We start from the raw sequence: 14,779 nt of genomic DNA, 5'->3' as shown, positions 1-14,779 counted from the left end.
GCTGCGGCACCATGACCATCGACATGTCCACACACCAACAACACCTCCTCGCCGTCGCGCTTGCCGACCTTCACCCCACCCAGATTACCGTCGGCGCTGCGGAGGTCGCCGTCAAGCGGGAGCAGTGGGCCGGCCTCAAGCGGAAGGCGCGCAAGCACACGCTCGACGCGCACTGGTTCCCAGCGGTGAAGGGTCCCGAAGGGCGCTACTACATCGTCGACCACCACCATCTGGGCATGGCGCTGCACCAGGAAGATGTCGGCACCGTGTGGGTCATGCAACTGGACGACCTGTCGGCCATCCGTGGCGAGGCTTTTTGGCGTCTCATGGAATTCCACCGCTGGGCGCATCCGTACGACGAAAAAGGCAAGCGACAGGACTACGAGGCCATTCCGTCTCAGATCTCGAAGCTGCATGACGACCCCTATCGCAGCCTTGCGGGCTTCGTTCGGTCCGCCGGCGGCTATGCCAAGGACGCGGCGCCGTTTGCCGAATTTCTCTGGGCTGACTTCTTTCGGCCACTGATTCCCCGCCGGGCGCTGGAAAAGTCCCGTACCCAGGCGCTGCCGGTCGAGGCACTGCAGCAGGCGGTCGCGCTGGCGCGGGGCCCGGGCGCGCGCTACCTGCCAGGCTGGACCGGCGTCAGCGCGAGCTTGTCGGCGGTCAGCAGCGGTCTGGGTGGCACTGCCCCGGTGTCGGCGGAGTGATCGCCCGGCGCGGCCTGCCGGCTGTCGCCGACCTGGTGGCAGGGCTTTCGATCGCAGGTCTGCTGCTGCCCGAGGCCGTGGCCTATTCCAGCATCGCGGGGCTGCCGCCCCAGAGCGGCGTCCTCGCGCTGTTCGCGGGCCTGCTGGTGTATGGGCTCCTCGGCAACAGCCGTTTTGCCATCGTTTCGGCAACCTCCTCGTCGGCGGCGGTGCTGCTGGCCGCGACCGGATCGCTCGCCGGCACGGATGCGGCGCTGCGCGTGGCGCTGGGCGCCGGCATCGTGCTGCTGACAGGCGTGTTCTTCATCATCGCGGGGCTGGCGCGGCTGGGGGCGGTGTCCAGCCTGATCGCCAAGCCGGTTCTGCGTGGCTTTGCCCTGGGGCTGGCGATCACCATCGTGGTCAAGCAGATGCCCAAGGTGCTCGGCGCGCATCCGATGCACACCGACTTTCTGCGCTTCGGCTGGGAGCTTCTGGCGGGCTGGTCGCACTGGAACTGGGCAGGTGGCGCCATGGCGCTGGTCGCGCTGGTGCTGCTACGCGGGCTGGGGCGCTGGCGTGCGGTACCCGCGGCACTGCTGGTGATCGCCATCGGCATTGCGCTCGATGTCGGCGGCTATTGCAAGGCTTGGAACGTGGCACCGGTCGGGACGTTCACGCTGGACTTTTCCAGCCCCGGGATGCCGCAGCTCGCGCGCGCCGACTGGCTGCGGCTGGGCGAGCTGGCCTTCGCGATGGCCTTGATCCTCTATGCCGAATCGTACGGGTCGATTCGCACGTTCGCGCTGCGTCACGGCGACAACGTCTCGGCCAATCGAGATCTGTTCGCGCTCGGCCTCGCCAACATCGCTTCCGCGCTGTTTCACGGCATGCCTGTAGGCGCGGGCTACTCGGCCACCTCGGCCAACGAAGCGGCCGGCGCACAGAGCCGGGCCGCCGGGCTGGTGGCCGGCGCCGTGGTGCTGATCGCGGTCCTGACCCTGCTGCCATGGATTGCCCACACGCCCGAACCTCTGCTGGCTGCGATCGTGATCAATGCTGTCAGTCACTCGCTCAACCCGGCGGCGCTGCGACCCCTGTTCGTCTGGCGACGCGACCGGTTGATCGCGCTGGTGGCGGTGGCCGCGGTGCTGCTGCTGGGCGTGCTGGACGGCCTGCTGGCCGCGATCGGGCTCAGTCTGCTGATGCTCTTGCGCGGCATGTCGCGCGCCGGCGTCAGCTGGCTCGGCCGGCTGGACGGCGGGCACGACTATGTCGATACGGCGCGCCACCCCGAGGCCGTGGTGCCGCCCGGCGTGCTCATCGCCCGACCCGAGGTGCCGCTGTTTTTCGGCAACGCCGACGGCGTGTTCGCCACTCTTCGCACGCGCGTGGAAGCCACGCCGATGCTCCAACGCATGGTGCTCAGCCTGGAAGAGTCGCCCGATCTCGATGCCACCAGCATCGAGGCACTTTGCGACTTCGCGCAATGGACGCGGCAGCGTGGTTCTCAGCTGGTATTGGCGCGGGTCAAGGACACGGTGCGGGACTTGCTGGGACAAGTGAGGTCGGCCGATTTGCCTGCGGCAGCCTATGCGCCGTGGAGCGTGGACGACGCGATGCAGCTTCCGCTGCTGCCGCCGAAGAAATCCGACAGGTTCTAGATCGGCAACGTCATCGCCAGGGCGGGGTCGTCGGCCTCCAGCACGCGCTGCGCCCACGGCTCGAGCTTGCCGGCGTCGGCGCGCAACACCTCCTGCTTGACGGCGAGAATCTGCGATGGATGCATCGAGAAGCTGCGCAGACCGAGGCCGATCAGCAGCCGGGTGAACGTGACGTCGCCGGCCATTTCGCCGCACACGCTGACGCCCTTGCCCTGGCGGCGGCATTCCGCGATGGTGTCTGCGACGAGCTTGAGCACGGCCGGGTGCGCGGGGTCGTACAGATGGGCTACGGCCTCGTCGGCGCGGTCGATGGCGAGCGTGTACTGGATCAGGTCGTTGGTGCCGATCGATAGGAAGTCGAAGTGCTTCAGGAACAGCTTCAACGTGAGCGCTGCTGCCGGGATTTCGATCATCGCGCCGAGCTTCACCGCGCCGTACACCATGCCCTTGTTGTCGAGTTCGGCCCGCGCGAAATCGATCAACGACAAGGTCTGGCGAATCTCGCTCGCGTGCGCCAGCATCGGAATCAACAGGTGGATTGCGCCATGCGCCGCCGCCCGCAGGATGGCGCGCAGTTGGGTCAGGAACATGGCGGGGTCGGCCAGGCTCCAGCGGATCGCGCGCAGGCCGAGCGCCGGATTCAAGTGCTCCTGCTTGCTGGCCTTGCTGTCGAGCGGCTTGTCGGCGCCGATGTCGATGGTGCGGATCGTCACCGGCATGCCCTGCATGCCCTCGACTGCACGTTTGTAGGCCTGGTATTGCTCTTCTTCGTTGGGCAGTCGCGTCTGGCGTTGCGACTCCCGGCCCATGAAGAGGAATTCGCTGCGAAACAGCCCGACGCCGACGGCGCCGGCCTTGACCGCGCCGGCCGTGTCTTCGGGCATCTCGATGTTGGCGAGCAGATCGACACGCTGGCCGTCGAGCGTGACCGCCGGCTTGTGCCGCAGCCGTGCCAGCCGGCCGCGCTCCAGGTCACCCTGACGCTGCTTGAAACCGTACTCGGCCAGGATGATCGGCGACGGGTCGACGATGACCACACCCGCATCGCCATCGATGATGACCCAGTCGTCCTGCCGCACCAGTTGGCTGGCGGTGCGTGCGCCGACGACCGCCGGAATGTCCATGCTGCGCGCCACGATCGCTGTGTGCGAAGTGCGGCCGCCGACATCGGTGACGAAGCCCGCGAACACGCTCTTCTTGAACTGCAGCATGTCGGCCGGCGACAGGTCGTGCGCGATGAGCACCAGTGGCACATCGATGGTGTCGTTGACGGTGAGATCGTCGTCTTCGGCTTCGGCAGGGCGCTTGCGGCGCGGCGGTGTCGGTGCGAGCACCGCGGCGGTTCCCTTCATGCGATGCAGCATGCGTTCGACCACCTGCTCGAGGTCTGCCTTGCGCTCTCGCAGGTACTCGTCCTCCATCTCGTCGAACTGCCGCGCAATGACTTCGAGCTGCGTGGTCAGTGCCCATTCGGCGTTATAGAGCCGCTCGGTGATCCAGTGCTTGACGCCGTTGGTGAGGGCCTCGTCCTGCAACAGCATTTGGTGCACTTCGAGCAACGCCACCAGTTCGTGCGGCGCGTCGTTAGGGCCCATCAGCGCGACGCTGGCCTGCAGCTTGGTGAGCTCTTCGGACACCGCGTTGCGCGCCGTGCGCACCCGCTCGATCTCGGCCTCGATCTCAGCCGGCTTGATGAAGTAGTGGGCCACGTCGATGCGGCTCGACACCACCAGCACCGCGCGCCCGATGGCGATGCCACGGGCAACCGGCAGACCGTGAACCGCGAATGTCATGGCAAGGGTCTCACTCGCCTTCGCCGAACTTGTCGTTCATCAACGCCACCAGAGCATCCATGGCCTCCTGCTCGCGCTCACCGTCGGTTTCGAGATCAATCGACACGCCGATTCCGGCCGCCAGCATCATCACGCCCATGATGCTTTTGGCATTGACGCGGCGGTCGCCACGCGCGAGCCAAACCTCGCACGGATAGCTGCCGGCGAGCTTGGTGAGCTTGGCCGACGCGCGTGCGTGCAAGCCCAGCTTATTGCTGATGGTCACGGATGTCTTGATCACTTGGTTTTCTTCTCGCCTGGTTTTGGGGGGCCGACACAGCGACTTGCATGACGCCGGCGGTGCCGCCTGTGATTGCGCGCTGAACCAGCGCATCGAGCGTTTCGTGCCGGTAGGTAACGGCGCGCAACAACATCGGCAAATTGACGCCGGCCACGAGCCGCGCTCGCACGCCGTCGACAAGCTTTTGGGCCACGTTGCACGGCGTCGCGCCGAACACATCTGCCAGCACGAGCACCTGCGAGCGCGGCGGATTCAACATCTGGGCCAGTGTGATGCGCCCAGCGGCAAGTGTTTCTTCCGGTGATACGTTGGGCAACACGTCGAGTGCAACGATGACGTTCTCGCAATCGGGAAACACATGCAGCGCGCACTGCCGCAGCGCCTGTGCGAGCGGGGAGTGGGCGATGATGAAAATACTGTTCATGGATGGAGGCGAAGCAGGTCGACAATTATGCGGGGCTGCGACGTGCCGAGAGGCGCACGCCCTCGAAGAACGTGGAAGTCGCATCGACGGCCGATGGCTTACCGAGAACTATGGCTTGATAGACCGTCACATGAGTGCCATCGACCGCATTTGTGAACCAGACGATTTCGGCACTTCCGGATTGCACTGAAGCCTTTCGGGCGGCTTCTTCCGCCGCCCGTGTGATGGTGAAGCGGGATGCCGATGCCTCGTCGGCGCCAGCGACCGTGGCGACTGTTTCCGTGAGCTGCGCATCCGGCCACTGTGCGCGCGTCGAGGCCTTCCATGCGGCGAGCCACATTGCCGCCTGCTCGGCGCTACCGGCTTCGGCTTGCGCAATGGCAAAAGTTGCATCGCCCGCCGGGCAGCCGGTCATGCTGATCGAAATGCGTTCGATGCCCGGGACTTCGAGGTTTCGCGTCGCACGGTCGGGCTTGCACGGGAGGAGCGCGAGGAGGTTGTCGGTCACGGTCACGTCGCGCCAGTTGAAAACAGGGCTGCAGCCGGGCAGGAGCAACAAAAACAGCAGGCCGGGGAACCATCGCCGAGCCGAACCAACAACATACATAGTCATTGAACCGAGCTTATCGCGCCAAATCGAACAGACGGCCGCCGTCGATGTACCGCGGGAGCTTCTGGCGACCCGGCTGCGCGGGCATCGTGAGCAGGTTTTCGCGTCTCGGAACTAAAATCTCACCGTCCTTCTTCCTCGGGTTGCCCATGAAAAAAGTCGTCTATGCCGCCGCGGTGGCTATTGCATTGGCCGTCGGCGCGGGTGCTTACCTGAACACTGGGACCGAAGCAGCGCCTGCATCTACGTTTGTTCTGCTCGACGGCAGCAAGCAAAGCGCGGCTGATTTCAAAGGCAAGGTCACTCTGGTCAATTTTTGGGCGACGAGCTGCGTGACGTGCGTCGCCGAAATGCCAAAGGTGATCGCGACCTACGAGAAATACAAGGCGCAGGGATATGACACCGTGGCGGTGGCCATGAGCTACGACCCGCCGGCCTATGTCGTGAACTATGCCGAGACGCGTAAGTTGCCGTTCAAGGTGGCCATCGACAACACCGGCGCTGTCGCCAGAGCATGGGGCGACATCGCGCTCACGCCGACGACTTTCGTCGTGAACAAACGTGGTGAGGTCGTCAAGCGCTACGTCGGCGAGCCTGACTTCGCAGCGCTGCATAAGCTGATCGAGAAGTTGCTTGCCGACGCTTGAGTTGCTAATCTGTCAGTCTTGCCAACCGACATATTTTTTCGCCCGATGACCGCGCCCCTCCGGCTCAGCGCATGAGCTTTTCGGTATCTCGCCCGTTGCCGCTGACCGACACGCCATCGGTGGTGCTGGTCACGCCCGACGAGGCGCTGGAATTCGATGCTGCACGGTCCCTGTTTCGCGAATATGCAGCGGCACTCGGTATCGATCTTCGCTTCCAGAATTTTGATGAAGAGCTGGTCGCGCTTCCGGGGGACTATGCGGAGCCCCGGGGTGCGTTGTTGCTGGCTCTGGTCGACGTCAACCCATCACACCCGAGGCCGCAAACGCCGACTCTGCAGCGTGCAAATGGCATGCGCGCGCATGTGGCGGGGTGCTGCGCTCTGCGGCCGCTTGATTCGACCGATTACGCCAACGCGGCGGAGATGAAACGATTGTTCGTACGGCCAGGCTTTCGCGGACTGGGGCTAGGCCGACAGTTGGCCGAAGCGATGCTCGACGCCGCACGCAGTGCAGGCTACGGATGCGTGCTGCTCGACACGCTAGACGACATGGAGTCAGCGCGCGCGCTCTACGAAGAGCTCGGATTTGTCGAGGTGCCGCCCTATCATCACAATCCGATTTCGGGGGCTCACTACCTCAAAGCCGATCTTTATTGATCGAATTTGAGGTTTGGATCGGATGTCGAGCCGGCTGCCATGGCAGCGAAAGTGGCGGCTCGGCTTGATTTTGGGTCAGCCGCGGGCTTGCGCCAACAGCGTGCCGGCATCACTCACCTCGAACTTGCCGGGCGCTTCGACGTTGAGCGTTGCGACTTTCCCGTCTTTGATGAGCGCCGAATAGCGATTGCTGCGCACGCCCATGCCACGGCCTGTGAGGTCGAGCGTCAGTCCTGTGGCCTTGGCAAAGTCACCACTTCCGTCTGCCAGCATACGCACCTTCGTCCCCGTGTTCTGGTCACGCGCCCACGCACCCATCACGAATGCGTCGTTGACGCTCACGCACCAGATCTCATCGACACCGGCGGCCTTGAAGTCGGCGGCATGTGCGACGTAGCCCGGCACGTGCTTTGCCGAGCAGGTTGGGGTGAAGGCACCCGGCAGCGCGAACAGCGCAATGGTCTTGCCAGCGGTGGCCTTGGCAACCTCGACCGGATTCGGTCCAATGCTGCAACCCTCGCCCTCCACTTCGGAGAATTCCATCAGGGTGGTCGCGGGAAGGGTGTCACCGACTTTGATCATGCAAGCTACTCCAGAAAATGAAAACGGCCCACATTGTGGGCCGTTTCTGATTGCGCCGTAGCGCGTGCCATCGAAGTCGGGGTCAGATTGCCGCGGCCTTCTCGACCAAGCGGGTAACGACCCAGTTCTTGGTCTTCGAAATCGGCCGGCTTTCGGTGATTTCGATGGTATCGCCCAGCTTGTACTGGCCCGTTTCGTCGTGTGCGTGGTACTTGCTGGTCTTGGCAACGATCTTGCCGTAGAGCTCGTGCTTCACGCGGCGCTCGACCAGCACCGTCACTGTCTTCTCACGCTTGTCGCTGACCACCTTGCCGATCAAGGTGCGCTTGAGGGATTTTTTAACTTCCGTCATGTTCACTCCTTACTTCGCGGCTGATGTTTCTTGCTGCTTTTGCGCAAGGATGGTTTTGGCACGCGCAATATCGCGACGTGTTACGCGCAGCGTCGACAAGTTCGTCAGCTGCTGTGTGGCTTTTTGCATGCGCAGACCGAAATGGGCCTTTTGCAAATCCTTGACTTCGGTCTTCAGGCCGGCGACATCCTTGTCGCGCAGCGTAGCGGCCTTCGACACCTTGACCGGCTTGGCCGCGGCGTCTTTCTTTTTACGTGTTGCCATCAGTGTTCTCCTCAGGCGCCGAGTTGGCGAGCGACGAAGGTCGTGCGCAGCGGCAGCTTGGCGGCGGCCAGGCGGAACGCTTCACGTGCGAGTTCTTCGGGAACACCGACGATCTCGTAGATCACCTTGCCGGGCTGAATTTCAGCGACGTAGTACTCGGGGTTGCCCTTACCGTTACCCATCCGCACTTCTGCGGGCTTGTGGGAGATCGGCTTGTCAGGGAACACACGAATCCAGATACGGCCGCCGCGCTTCACATGACGTGAAATAGCGCGACGGGCGGCTTCGATCTGGCGGGCCGTCAGGCGGCCGCGGTCGATCGACTTCAGACCGAAATCACCGAACGAGACAGCGTTGCCGCGTGTCGCGATGCCGGTGTTGCGGCCCTTTTGTTCCTTGCGGAACTTTCTGCGTGCAGGTTGCAGCATGTTTTCTTACTCCGTGGGGACTGCCCCAGACGCATTCGCGTCCAGGAAAGACCGATTACTCGGTCTTGGCACCGTCAGCTGCTGCAGCTGGCGCGGCTTTGCGGACGCGCTTAACGGCGGGTTTCGAGTCTGCACCCGGTGCTGCAGGAGCACCACCGGTCGCTTCTGCGGGCTTGTCGCTGCCATCGGCCGGTGCGGTGTTACCACCGATCGGGCCGCGGGCACCGGCGCGTGGGCCAGAGCTCGGGCCACGACGATCCGAACCTGGACGATCACCACCCGGGCGGCCATCGCGCCGCGGACCACGCGGACGACGTTCGTCGTCCGGGCGCGGAGTCTCAACGGCCGGCAGGTCGTTGCGACCCAGCGTGTCGCCCTTGTAAACCCAGACCTTGACGCCAATGACGCCGTACGTAGTCTTGGCTTCCGAGGTGCCGTAGTCGATGTCGGCGCGCAAGGTATGAAGCGGCACGCGGCCTTCGCGGTACCACTCGCAACGTGCGATTTCGATGCCGTTGAGGCGTCCCGACGACATGATCTTGATGCCCTGGGCACCGAGACGCATCGCGTTTTGCATTGCACGCTTCATGGCGCGGCGGAACATGATCCGCTTTTCCAGCTGTTGCGTGATGCTGTCGGCGATCAGCTTAGCATCGATTTCAGGCTTGCGCACTTCTTCGATGTTCACTGCCACTGGCACGCCGAGTTGACGGCTTAGCTCGCGCTTCAAGTTCTCGATGTCTTCGCCTTTCTTGCCGATCACCACGCCCGGACGAGCCGAGTAGATGGTGATGCGTGCATTCTTGGCGGGACGCTCGATCATCACGCGCGAGACGGATGCGTTCTTGAGCTTCTTCTTCAGGTACTCGCGCACCTTGATGTCTTCGGCCAGCATGCCGGCGAAATCTTTGTTGCTGGCGTACCAGCGGCTGGACCAGTTCCGGGTGACCGCAAGGCGGAAACCGGTGGGGTGAATCTTCTGTCCCATAGTTCTTCCAGGCCTTCTTAATTGCCAACCGTCACGTACACATGGCACGTGGGCTTGCTGATGCGGTTACCGCGACCCTTGGCCCGCGCCGTGAAGCGCTTGAGCGTGGCGCCCTGTTCAACGTAGATGGTCGTGATTCGCAACTCGTCGATGTCGGCACCGTCGTTGTGCTCGGCGTTGGCAATCGCCGACTCGAGCACTTTTTTGATGATCACAGCGGCCTTTTTCTGCGTGAATTGCAGAACGTTGAGCGCTTGATCAACCTTCTTGCCGCGGATCAGGTCAGCGACCAGACGGCCCTTGTCGACCGAGAGGCGGACGCCGCGGAGGACTGCACGTGTTTCAGACATGGTCGTTCCTTATTTCTTCTGGACTTTTTTGTCCGCGGGGTGCCCCTTGAACGTGCGGGTAAGCGCAAATTCGCCAAGCTTGTGACCGACCATCTGGTCAGTGATGTACACGGGTACGTGCTGCTTGCCGTTGTGCACGGCAATGGTCAGACCGATGAACTCGGGCAGAACCATCGAGCGACGTGACCAGGTCTTGATCGGCTTTTTGTCCTTGGTCGTCACCGCCTTGTCGGCCTTGGCCACCAGGTGATGGTCAACGAACGGACCTTTTTTGAGTGAGCGAGTCATTTGCTAACCCTTACTTCTTGCGACGCGACACGATGAAGACTTGCGTGCGCTTGTTGTTACGGGTGCGATAGCCCTTGGTCAGATTGCCCCATGGGTCGACTGGATGGCGGCCTTCGCCGGTCTTACCTTCGCCACCACCGTGCGGATGGTCGACCGGGTTCATGACCACACCGCGAACGGTCGGACGGATACCCATGTGACGCTTCGCACCGGCCTTGCCGAGACGGCGCAGGCTGTGTTCTTCGTTGGCGACTTCACCGATGGTTGCGCGGCATTCGACGTGCACGCGGCGGACTTCGCCGGAGCGCATGCGCACCTGGGCGTAGACACCTTCACGTGCCAGCAGCGTTGCCGACGTACCAGCCGAACGCGCGATTTGCGCACCCTTGCCTGGCTGCAATTCGATGCAGTGGATTGTCGATCCGACCGGGATGTTACGAATCGGCAGCGTGTTACCAGCGCGGATCGGCGCTTCGGCACCGCTCAGCAAGGTTGCACCGGCTTCAAGACCGCGCGGGGCGATGATGTAACGGCGCTCGCCATCGGCGTAGCACACCAACGCGATGTGGGCTGTGCGGTTCGGGTCGTACTCGATGCGTTCGACCTTGGCCGGGATGCCGTCCTTGTTGCGCACGAAGTCCACCACACGGTAGTGATGCTTGTGGCCACCACCCTTGTGACGGGTGGTGATGTGACCGTTGTTGTTCCGGCCGGCCTTCTGGAATTGCGGCTCCAGCAGCGCAGCGTGGGGGGCACCCTTGAACAGGTGATCCCGCGAAATCTTCACCGCGCCGCGTTGGCCCGGCGAAGTGGGTTTCATCTTGATGACGGCCATGATTAAGCGCCTTCCCCGACTAGGTTGAGCTCTTGCCCAGCCTTCAGTGTCACGTAAGCCTTGCGAATGTTGTCGCGACGACCCATCGACTTACCGAAGCGCTTGGCCTTACCCTTGGTGTTGAGCACCGACACACCCTGAACTTCGACCTTGAACATGAGTTCAACAGCGGCCTTGATTTCGGGCTTGGTGGCGTCCTGCAACACCTTGAAAGTGACTGCATTTGACTTCTCGCCGACCATCGTTGCCTTTTCAGACACGATCGGTGCGACCAGCACAGCCATCAGACGGCCTTCGGCGAACTGGCCCCGAAAGGCCGGCGTAGGATTCATGCGGCTCATGCGAACATCTCCTTGAGCTTTTCGACGGCGCCCTTGGTGACGAGCACCTTCTTGTAGTGCACCAACGACACCGGATCGGCGTAACGTGGCTCGACGACAAGCACGTTGACCAAGTTGCGCGATGCGAGGTACAGGTTTTCATCGACTTCTTCAGCGATCACCAGCACCGACTGAAGGTTCATCGCCTTGAAGCGCGCAGCCAGCGGCTGGGTCTTGGGCGAATCGACAGTGATCGAATCGATCACAGCCAGACGACCTTCACGCGCAAGCTGCGAGAAGATGGACGCCATCCCGGCGCGGTACATCTTCTTATTGATCTTTTGCGAGAAGTTTTCGTCGGGCATGTTCGGGAAGATCCGGCCGCCGCCGCGCCACAACGGCGAGGAGGTCATACCGGCGCGGGCGCGGCCCGTTCCCTTTTGCTTAAATGGCTTCTTGGTCGAATGCTTGACCTGCTCGCGGTCCTTCTGGGCGCGCGTGCCTTGGCGGGCATTGGCCTGGAATGCGACGACGATCTGGTGAACCAGGTCTTCGTTGTAGTCACGACCGAAAACAGTCTCAGGTGCGTCGAATTTCGAGGAGGCCTGGCCTTGTTCGTTCAGGAGTTCGAGTTGCATTACTTCGCTCCTTCGGCTTGCGGCTTGGTCTTGATGGCGTGACGAACGGTGACGAAGCCACCCTTCGAACCCGGGATCGCACCCCTGATAAGAAGCAACTGGCGCGCTTCGTCGATGCGATAGACATCGAGATTTTGCGTCGTGCAGGTGACGTCGCCGAGGTGGCCCGTCATGCGCTTGCCTGGAAAAACACGACCCGGATCTTGCGCCATGCCGATGGAGCCCGGAACGTTGTGCGAACGGCTGTTGCCGTGCGAAGCACGTTGCGACTTCATGTTGTGACGCTTGATGGTGCCAGCGAAGCCCTTACCGATCGAGGTGCCCTGCACATCCACCTTTTGACCCACAGCGAACACGCTGCTGGCGGCAATTACGCCGCCAGCCTTGTGCTGACCGGCCGTATCGGCAGTTACACGGAATTCCTGGATGATTTCACCCGCTTCGACACCGGCCTTAGCCAGATGCCCAGCCAGGGGCTTGGTCACGCGAGATGCCTTGCGGGAACCGAAAGTCACCTGAAGCGCGACGTATCCGTCGGTCTCTTCGGACTTGATCTGGGTCACACGGTTGTTGGACACATCCACCACCGTGACGGGAACTGCATCCCCGTCATCGGTGAAGAGACGCATCATCCCCACCTTGCGGCCCAGCAACCCGAGGGAGTTACTTAGACTCATTTTGTTTTCTCCAAAAATGGAAATCCTCTTTCGCCTCTGCCACTTCAATTGGCGACAGCGTTTGGCCTAATCTGGAAATCCAGACTCGACCCACGAAAGAAGGTTGATAAATCTCTGCAACGACGATGCATGCCGGAGACGGCGCGCAAAAAATGCGGCAGAGCCCGTGATTATAGCCCGCCGATGCTGTTAGTGCAATGTCACGCGACGCGACCGGCTACTTAGCGCACGGGTATCGAGATGATTTTTTCGCCGGCCGCTGACGGCTTGGCTTCACCCATGGCGTCGAGCTTTGGCTTTCCGCTGCCTGCTGCGATGGGGATCGATATTGCGCTGGTAGCGCCGTTTTGGGTTGTGAAGACGTTCAGGTAGAACAACCCGTCTGCCTCGGGCACGACCTGGATGTCGAGTTCACTGGAACCCATCGGCAAAGGCACCAATGCTTGCGACGCGAGCATTTTTAAGCCTGCATCGGACGTAAAGCGCACGTTCGCGGCGGCGTCAGTCACTGCACTGAAAGTCAGGCTCACCGTGGCCGAAAGTCCTGCGCTTGAAAGCGGAACGACCTTGTATCGAACAACCACCTTGGAACTGTTCGACTTCTGTATGGCTGTGACATACCCAGCGGAGGAAATCGGCTGCGCTGGAATTGCGACCAACCCCGTGAGCGCCGCAGCGCACGAAATTGAGGCTGAAGCCGCCACGCAAGCGCCAAAGACTCGCGCAGCAAGGTAGTCAAGTCTGAAAAGATTTGTCATGACGCGATCCTCAATTGGCCGAAACCGTGAAGCATGTCGACGACGCCTTGTTTTGATAGTCAGTGACTGCCAGCACGTACTCGCCGGGTGTGAGCGCAACGCGTGCACTTTCGGAGCCGGGTGCGACGGCTTCGGCCTTCGCGACGACGCCGCTCGCGTTATAGACACGAAAGTCGGGATCGGTTGCGGGTCCGCCACCCGCCACGGAGATCTGGTACGCCTTAGCCACCAGCACGCTCAGACGCACATATGCGTAGTTACCGAGTTTGTTGTCGCCGACCTCCGAACCCAACGCGTTCGACACACAGACGCTCGGCAATGCCGCACCGGAAGTCAGCGTGCGATACATCGGGAGGGCTACGGCAGAACCGCCGCTGTTACTCTCAGTCGAGCCCCAGGCGTCGGAGTTCGGATCGATGGATTCGGACGTCAGCAGAGAAGCAATGCTGGCACTTGCCGAAGTTGAAGCCGTCTTGAGTGCTGCGTTGAATGAATGAATGGAGGTCACCGCCGCGCTTGCTTTGAGCGGCCCGGTCATCGCCGCATGAATGGGCCTGAAACCCGCAACCTGATTCAGCGTCCAGAGCACGTACTGGATCGAGTCTTCGTTGAACCATCCCTTCGCCACGACAGCGCCGACTGCCAAATTAGCATTCAAACCGATGCTCTGTCCTGGGCCGGCAGAGTCGGTGTAGTTCGCGCGATTCAACGCAATGCCTGACCAGGCATTGCCCCAGCCTTCAGAGAAGGCGACTCGCCGGTCGAGCAAGTCATTCGACCCATGCTCGCCGCCAGGCGAATCATCTCTGCTGAAAACCGACTGATAGTAATGACCCCATTCATGTGCAATCACCGACGCGTCGTACTCGTCTGTGTCGACGTCCGCCTTGCCAAGCACATAGATAGCCGCACCGGTGGTTGACGCTGTAAAGAATGTGGTGCCGATTTGCCCCAGCGAAGGGTTGCCCGAGGCAGGCAGGTTGTTAACGCTCCAGAGCACCTTCAGAGGTGGAAATGTTGTCGATGGTGCGACCGACAGCACCTTTTGCTGCGTCATATATATCGTGTCCAAAATCGCAAACGGAGCCGCCGCGCGCAACGTTCCGTACGAGCTGCCACTCCAGCCAGATGGTGCGTTGACATCTTTTTGCATGGCCGCGCCCGCGGCAACCACCAAGCCCGACTCCAGCGCGTACACGCCCTCGCCTTGGGTGTTGTCTCGCACCGTGACATCCCAAGACGACGCCCCGGTGTTCAGCAAGGCCGCGCGCACGCGCACGAAGAACGTCGAGCCTTGCGCGACGGACGCGGAGTAGTTGCCCGAAGCGTCTGTCGTGGTCGTAGCCAATACGGCCTGTGTTGTGCTCACCAATTGGACCGTCGCGCCTCGAACGGGCTTTTGGATCGTAGCGGCGTAGGCCAGCGATCCGGTGGTGTTGGGCACGGAGTCGAAAGTGACAAGGCCGTTGACCATCACGGCCGCTGTAGCAGGCGGAGGGGTGGGCGGAGCCGAAGGGGTTTGCGGCGTCGGTGCAACGG

Annotated in this window: 21 protein-coding genes; 4 read left to right on the top strand and 17 right to left on the bottom strand. The window is 62.1% G+C overall.

The window, feature by feature from the left end:
* The first annotated feature begins 11 nt into the window (after nt 1-11).
* Nucleotides 12-707: a ParB-like protein gene (locus QN397_RS13670; protein ID WP_416352327.1), complete on the top strand. Its 696-nt coding sequence runs from the start codon at nt 12-14 to the stop codon at nt 705-707.
* Entirely contained in the window at nt 707-2,350 is a 1,644-nt protein-coding gene (locus tag QN397_RS13665; RefSeq protein ID WP_323501184.1) for a SulP family inorganic anion transporter, read from the top strand. Before QN397_RS13670 ends, QN397_RS13665 begins: the two co-directional genes overlap by 1 nt.
* On the opposite strand, the gene ptsP is transcribed toward QN397_RS13665, so the two are convergent.
* The 4 genes from ptsP to QN397_RS13645 are packed head-to-tail and all read right to left on the bottom strand — an operon-like array spanning nt 2,347 to nt 5,460.
* Nucleotides 2,347-4,143, bottom strand: coding sequence for a phosphoenolpyruvate--protein phosphotransferase (gene ptsP, locus QN397_RS13660; RefSeq protein ID WP_323501130.1), 1,797 nt, complete (start codon nt 4,141-4,143; stop codon nt 2,347-2,349). The two genes, QN397_RS13665 and ptsP, sit on opposite strands and share 4 nt — an antisense overlap.
* 10 nt (nt 4,144-4,153) lie before the next feature.
* A complete protein-coding gene (locus QN397_RS13655) occupies nt 4,154-4,423 on the bottom strand; it encodes an HPr family phosphocarrier protein (RefSeq protein WP_323501129.1) in 270 nt (89 codons plus the stop codon).
* Nucleotides 4,392-4,847, bottom strand: a complete 456-nt coding sequence (locus QN397_RS13650) for a PTS fructose transporter subunit IIA (RefSeq protein WP_323501128.1) — start codon at nt 4,845-4,847, stop codon at nt 4,392-4,394. The genes QN397_RS13655 and QN397_RS13650 overlap by 32 nt, the downstream gene beginning before the upstream one ends.
* Nucleotides 4,848-4,872: 25 nt before the next feature.
* Complete coding sequence (locus QN397_RS13645) at nt 4,873-5,460, bottom strand: hypothetical protein (protein ID WP_323501127.1); 588 nt, start codon at nt 5,458-5,460, stop codon at nt 4,873-4,875.
* Nucleotides 5,461-5,606: 146 nt separating this feature from the next.
* Between QN397_RS13645 and QN397_RS13640 the strand changes: the two genes are divergently transcribed.
* Nucleotides 5,607-6,104 carry a TlpA disulfide reductase family protein gene (locus QN397_RS13640; RefSeq protein WP_323501126.1) on the top strand — a complete coding sequence of 166 codons (498 nt, stop codon included), beginning with the start codon at nt 5,607-5,609 and terminating at the stop codon, nt 6,102-6,104.
* A gap of 71 nt (nt 6,105-6,175) precedes the next feature.
* Nucleotides 6,176-6,760 carry a GNAT family N-acetyltransferase gene (locus QN397_RS13635; RefSeq protein WP_323501125.1) on the top strand — a complete coding sequence of 195 codons (585 nt, stop codon included), beginning with the start codon at nt 6,176-6,178 and terminating at the stop codon, nt 6,758-6,760.
* A gap of 75 nt (nt 6,761-6,835) precedes the next feature.
* Here the strand turns inward: QN397_RS13635 and QN397_RS13630 are convergent, their stop codons facing one another.
* The 13 genes from QN397_RS13630 to QN397_RS13570 form a co-directional block, all read right to left on the bottom strand.
* Nucleotides 6,836-7,342 carry a peroxiredoxin gene (locus tag QN397_RS13630; RefSeq protein WP_323501124.1) on the bottom strand — a complete coding sequence of 169 codons (507 nt, stop codon included), beginning with the start codon at nt 7,340-7,342 and terminating at the stop codon, nt 6,836-6,838.
* Nucleotides 7,343-7,424: 82 nt separating this feature from the next.
* The gene (gene rpsQ / locus QN397_RS13625) at nt 7,425-7,694 is read right to left on the bottom strand and encodes a 30S ribosomal protein S17 (protein WP_187053983.1); all 270 of its coding nucleotides are present in this window, start codon (nt 7,692-7,694) and stop codon (nt 7,425-7,427) included.
* Nucleotides 7,695-7,703: 9 nt separating this feature from the next.
* Entirely contained in the window at nt 7,704-7,913 is a 210-nt protein-coding gene (gene rpmC / locus QN397_RS13620; RefSeq protein WP_187054836.1) for a 50S ribosomal protein L29, read from the bottom strand.
* 56 nt (nt 7,914-7,969) lie between these two features.
* Complete coding sequence (gene rplP / locus QN397_RS13615) at nt 7,970-8,386, bottom strand: 50S ribosomal protein L16 (protein WP_028250943.1); 417 nt, start codon at nt 8,384-8,386, stop codon at nt 7,970-7,972.
* A 55-nt stretch (nt 8,387-8,441) separates the two neighbouring features.
* A complete protein-coding gene (gene rpsC / locus QN397_RS13610; protein ID WP_323498787.1) occupies nt 8,442-9,374 on the bottom strand; it encodes a 30S ribosomal protein S3 in 933 nt (310 codons plus the stop codon).
* Between the two features lie 17 nt (nt 9,375-9,391).
* Nucleotides 9,392-9,724, bottom strand: a complete 333-nt coding sequence (gene rplV, locus QN397_RS13605) for a 50S ribosomal protein L22 (protein ID WP_187053981.1) — start codon at nt 9,722-9,724, stop codon at nt 9,392-9,394.
* 9 nt (nt 9,725-9,733) lie between these two features.
* Nucleotides 9,734-10,012, bottom strand: coding sequence for a 30S ribosomal protein S19 (gene rpsS, locus QN397_RS13600; RefSeq protein ID WP_007838132.1), 279 nt, complete (start codon nt 10,010-10,012; stop codon nt 9,734-9,736).
* Between the two features lie 10 nt (nt 10,013-10,022).
* Entirely contained in the window at nt 10,023-10,847 is an 825-nt protein-coding gene (rplB, locus tag QN397_RS13595; protein ID WP_187053980.1) for a 50S ribosomal protein L2, read from the bottom strand.
* Nucleotides 10,848-10,849: 2 nt separating this feature from the next.
* On the bottom strand, nt 10,850-11,188 hold the full coding sequence (rplW, locus tag QN397_RS13590; RefSeq protein WP_187053979.1) for a 50S ribosomal protein L23: 339 nt from the start codon (nt 11,186-11,188) through the stop codon (nt 10,850-10,852).
* Nucleotides 11,185-11,805 (bottom strand): 50S ribosomal protein L4, encoded by a 621-nt coding sequence (gene rplD / locus QN397_RS13585; RefSeq protein WP_187053978.1) that lies wholly within the window; start codon nt 11,803-11,805, stop codon nt 11,185-11,187. Before rplD ends, rplW begins: the two co-directional genes overlap by 4 nt.
* The gene (gene rplC, locus QN397_RS13580) at nt 11,805-12,482 is read right to left on the bottom strand and encodes a 50S ribosomal protein L3 (protein WP_187054835.1); all 678 of its coding nucleotides are present in this window, start codon (nt 12,480-12,482) and stop codon (nt 11,805-11,807) included. The genes rplD and rplC overlap by 1 nt, the downstream gene beginning before the upstream one ends.
* Before the next feature lie 221 nt (nt 12,483-12,703).
* A complete protein-coding gene (locus QN397_RS13575; protein ID WP_323498788.1) occupies nt 12,704-12,991 on the bottom strand; it encodes a hypothetical protein in 288 nt (95 codons plus the stop codon).
* Between the two features lie 259 nt (nt 12,992-13,250).
* Nucleotides 13,251-14,519: a hypothetical protein gene (locus QN397_RS13570; protein WP_323501123.1), complete on the bottom strand. Its 1,269-nt coding sequence runs from the start codon at nt 14,517-14,519 to the stop codon at nt 13,251-13,253.
* Nucleotides 14,520-14,779 lie beyond the last annotated feature (260 nt).

It is taken from the genome of Variovorax sp. RTB1 (genome assembly GCF_035018765.1).
In the GTDB taxonomy this organism is placed as follows: domain Bacteria; phylum Pseudomonadota; class Gammaproteobacteria; order Burkholderiales; family Burkholderiaceae_C; genus Variovorax.
This window is presented reverse-complemented; position numbering and strand designations above follow the sequence as displayed.

Excerpts from the sequence above, each read along its gene's own strand:
- QN397_RS13635 (WP_323501125.1), top strand. The coding sequence starts at position 6,176 with ATGAGCTTTTCGGTATCTCGCCCGTTGCCGCTGACCGACACGCCATCG.
- rplW (WP_187053979.1), bottom strand. The coding sequence starts at position 11,188 with ATGAGCCGCATGAATCCTACGCCGGCCTTTCGGGGCCAGTTCGCCGAA.
- ptsP (WP_323501130.1), bottom strand. The coding sequence starts at position 4,143 with ATGACATTCGCGGTTCACGGTCTGCCGGTTGCCCGTGGCATCGCCATC.
- QN397_RS13640 (WP_323501126.1), top strand. The coding sequence starts at position 5,607 with ATGAAAAAAGTCGTCTATGCCGCCGCGGTGGCTATTGCATTGGCCGTC.
- QN397_RS13630 (WP_323501124.1), bottom strand. The coding sequence starts at position 7,342 with ATGATCAAAGTCGGTGACACCCTTCCCGCGACCACCCTGATGGAATTC.
- rplB (WP_187053980.1), bottom strand. The coding sequence starts at position 10,847 with ATGGCCGTCATCAAGATGAAACCCACTTCGCCGGGCCAACGCGGCGCG.
- rplV (WP_187053981.1), bottom strand. The coding sequence starts at position 9,724 with ATGTCTGAAACACGTGCAGTCCTCCGCGGCGTCCGCCTCTCGGTCGAC.
- QN397_RS13670 (WP_416352327.1), top strand. The coding sequence starts at position 12 with ATGACCATCGACATGTCCACACACCAACAACACCTCCTCGCCGTCGCG.
- QN397_RS13650 (WP_323501128.1), bottom strand. The coding sequence starts at position 4,847 with ATGAACAGTATTTTCATCATCGCCCACTCCCCGCTCGCACAGGCGCTG.
- rplP (WP_028250943.1), bottom strand. The coding sequence starts at position 8,386 with ATGCTGCAACCTGCACGCAGAAAGTTCCGCAAGGAACAAAAGGGCCGC.
- rplD (WP_187053978.1), bottom strand. The coding sequence starts at position 11,805 with ATGCAACTCGAACTCCTGAACGAACAAGGCCAGGCCTCCTCGAAATTC.
- rpsC (WP_323498787.1), bottom strand. The coding sequence starts at position 9,374 with ATGGGACAGAAGATTCACCCCACCGGTTTCCGCCTTGCGGTCACCCGG.
- rplC (WP_187054835.1), bottom strand. The coding sequence starts at position 12,482 with ATGAGTCTAAGTAACTCCCTCGGGTTGCTGGGCCGCAAGGTGGGGATG.
- rpsQ (WP_187053983.1), bottom strand. The coding sequence starts at position 7,694 with ATGACGGAAGTTAAAAAATCCCTCAAGCGCACCTTGATCGGCAAGGTG.
- rpsS (WP_007838132.1), bottom strand. The coding sequence starts at position 10,012 with ATGACTCGCTCACTCAAAAAAGGTCCGTTCGTTGACCATCACCTGGTG.
- QN397_RS13645 (WP_323501127.1), bottom strand. The coding sequence starts at position 5,460 with ATGACTATGTATGTTGTTGGTTCGGCTCGGCGATGGTTCCCCGGCCTG.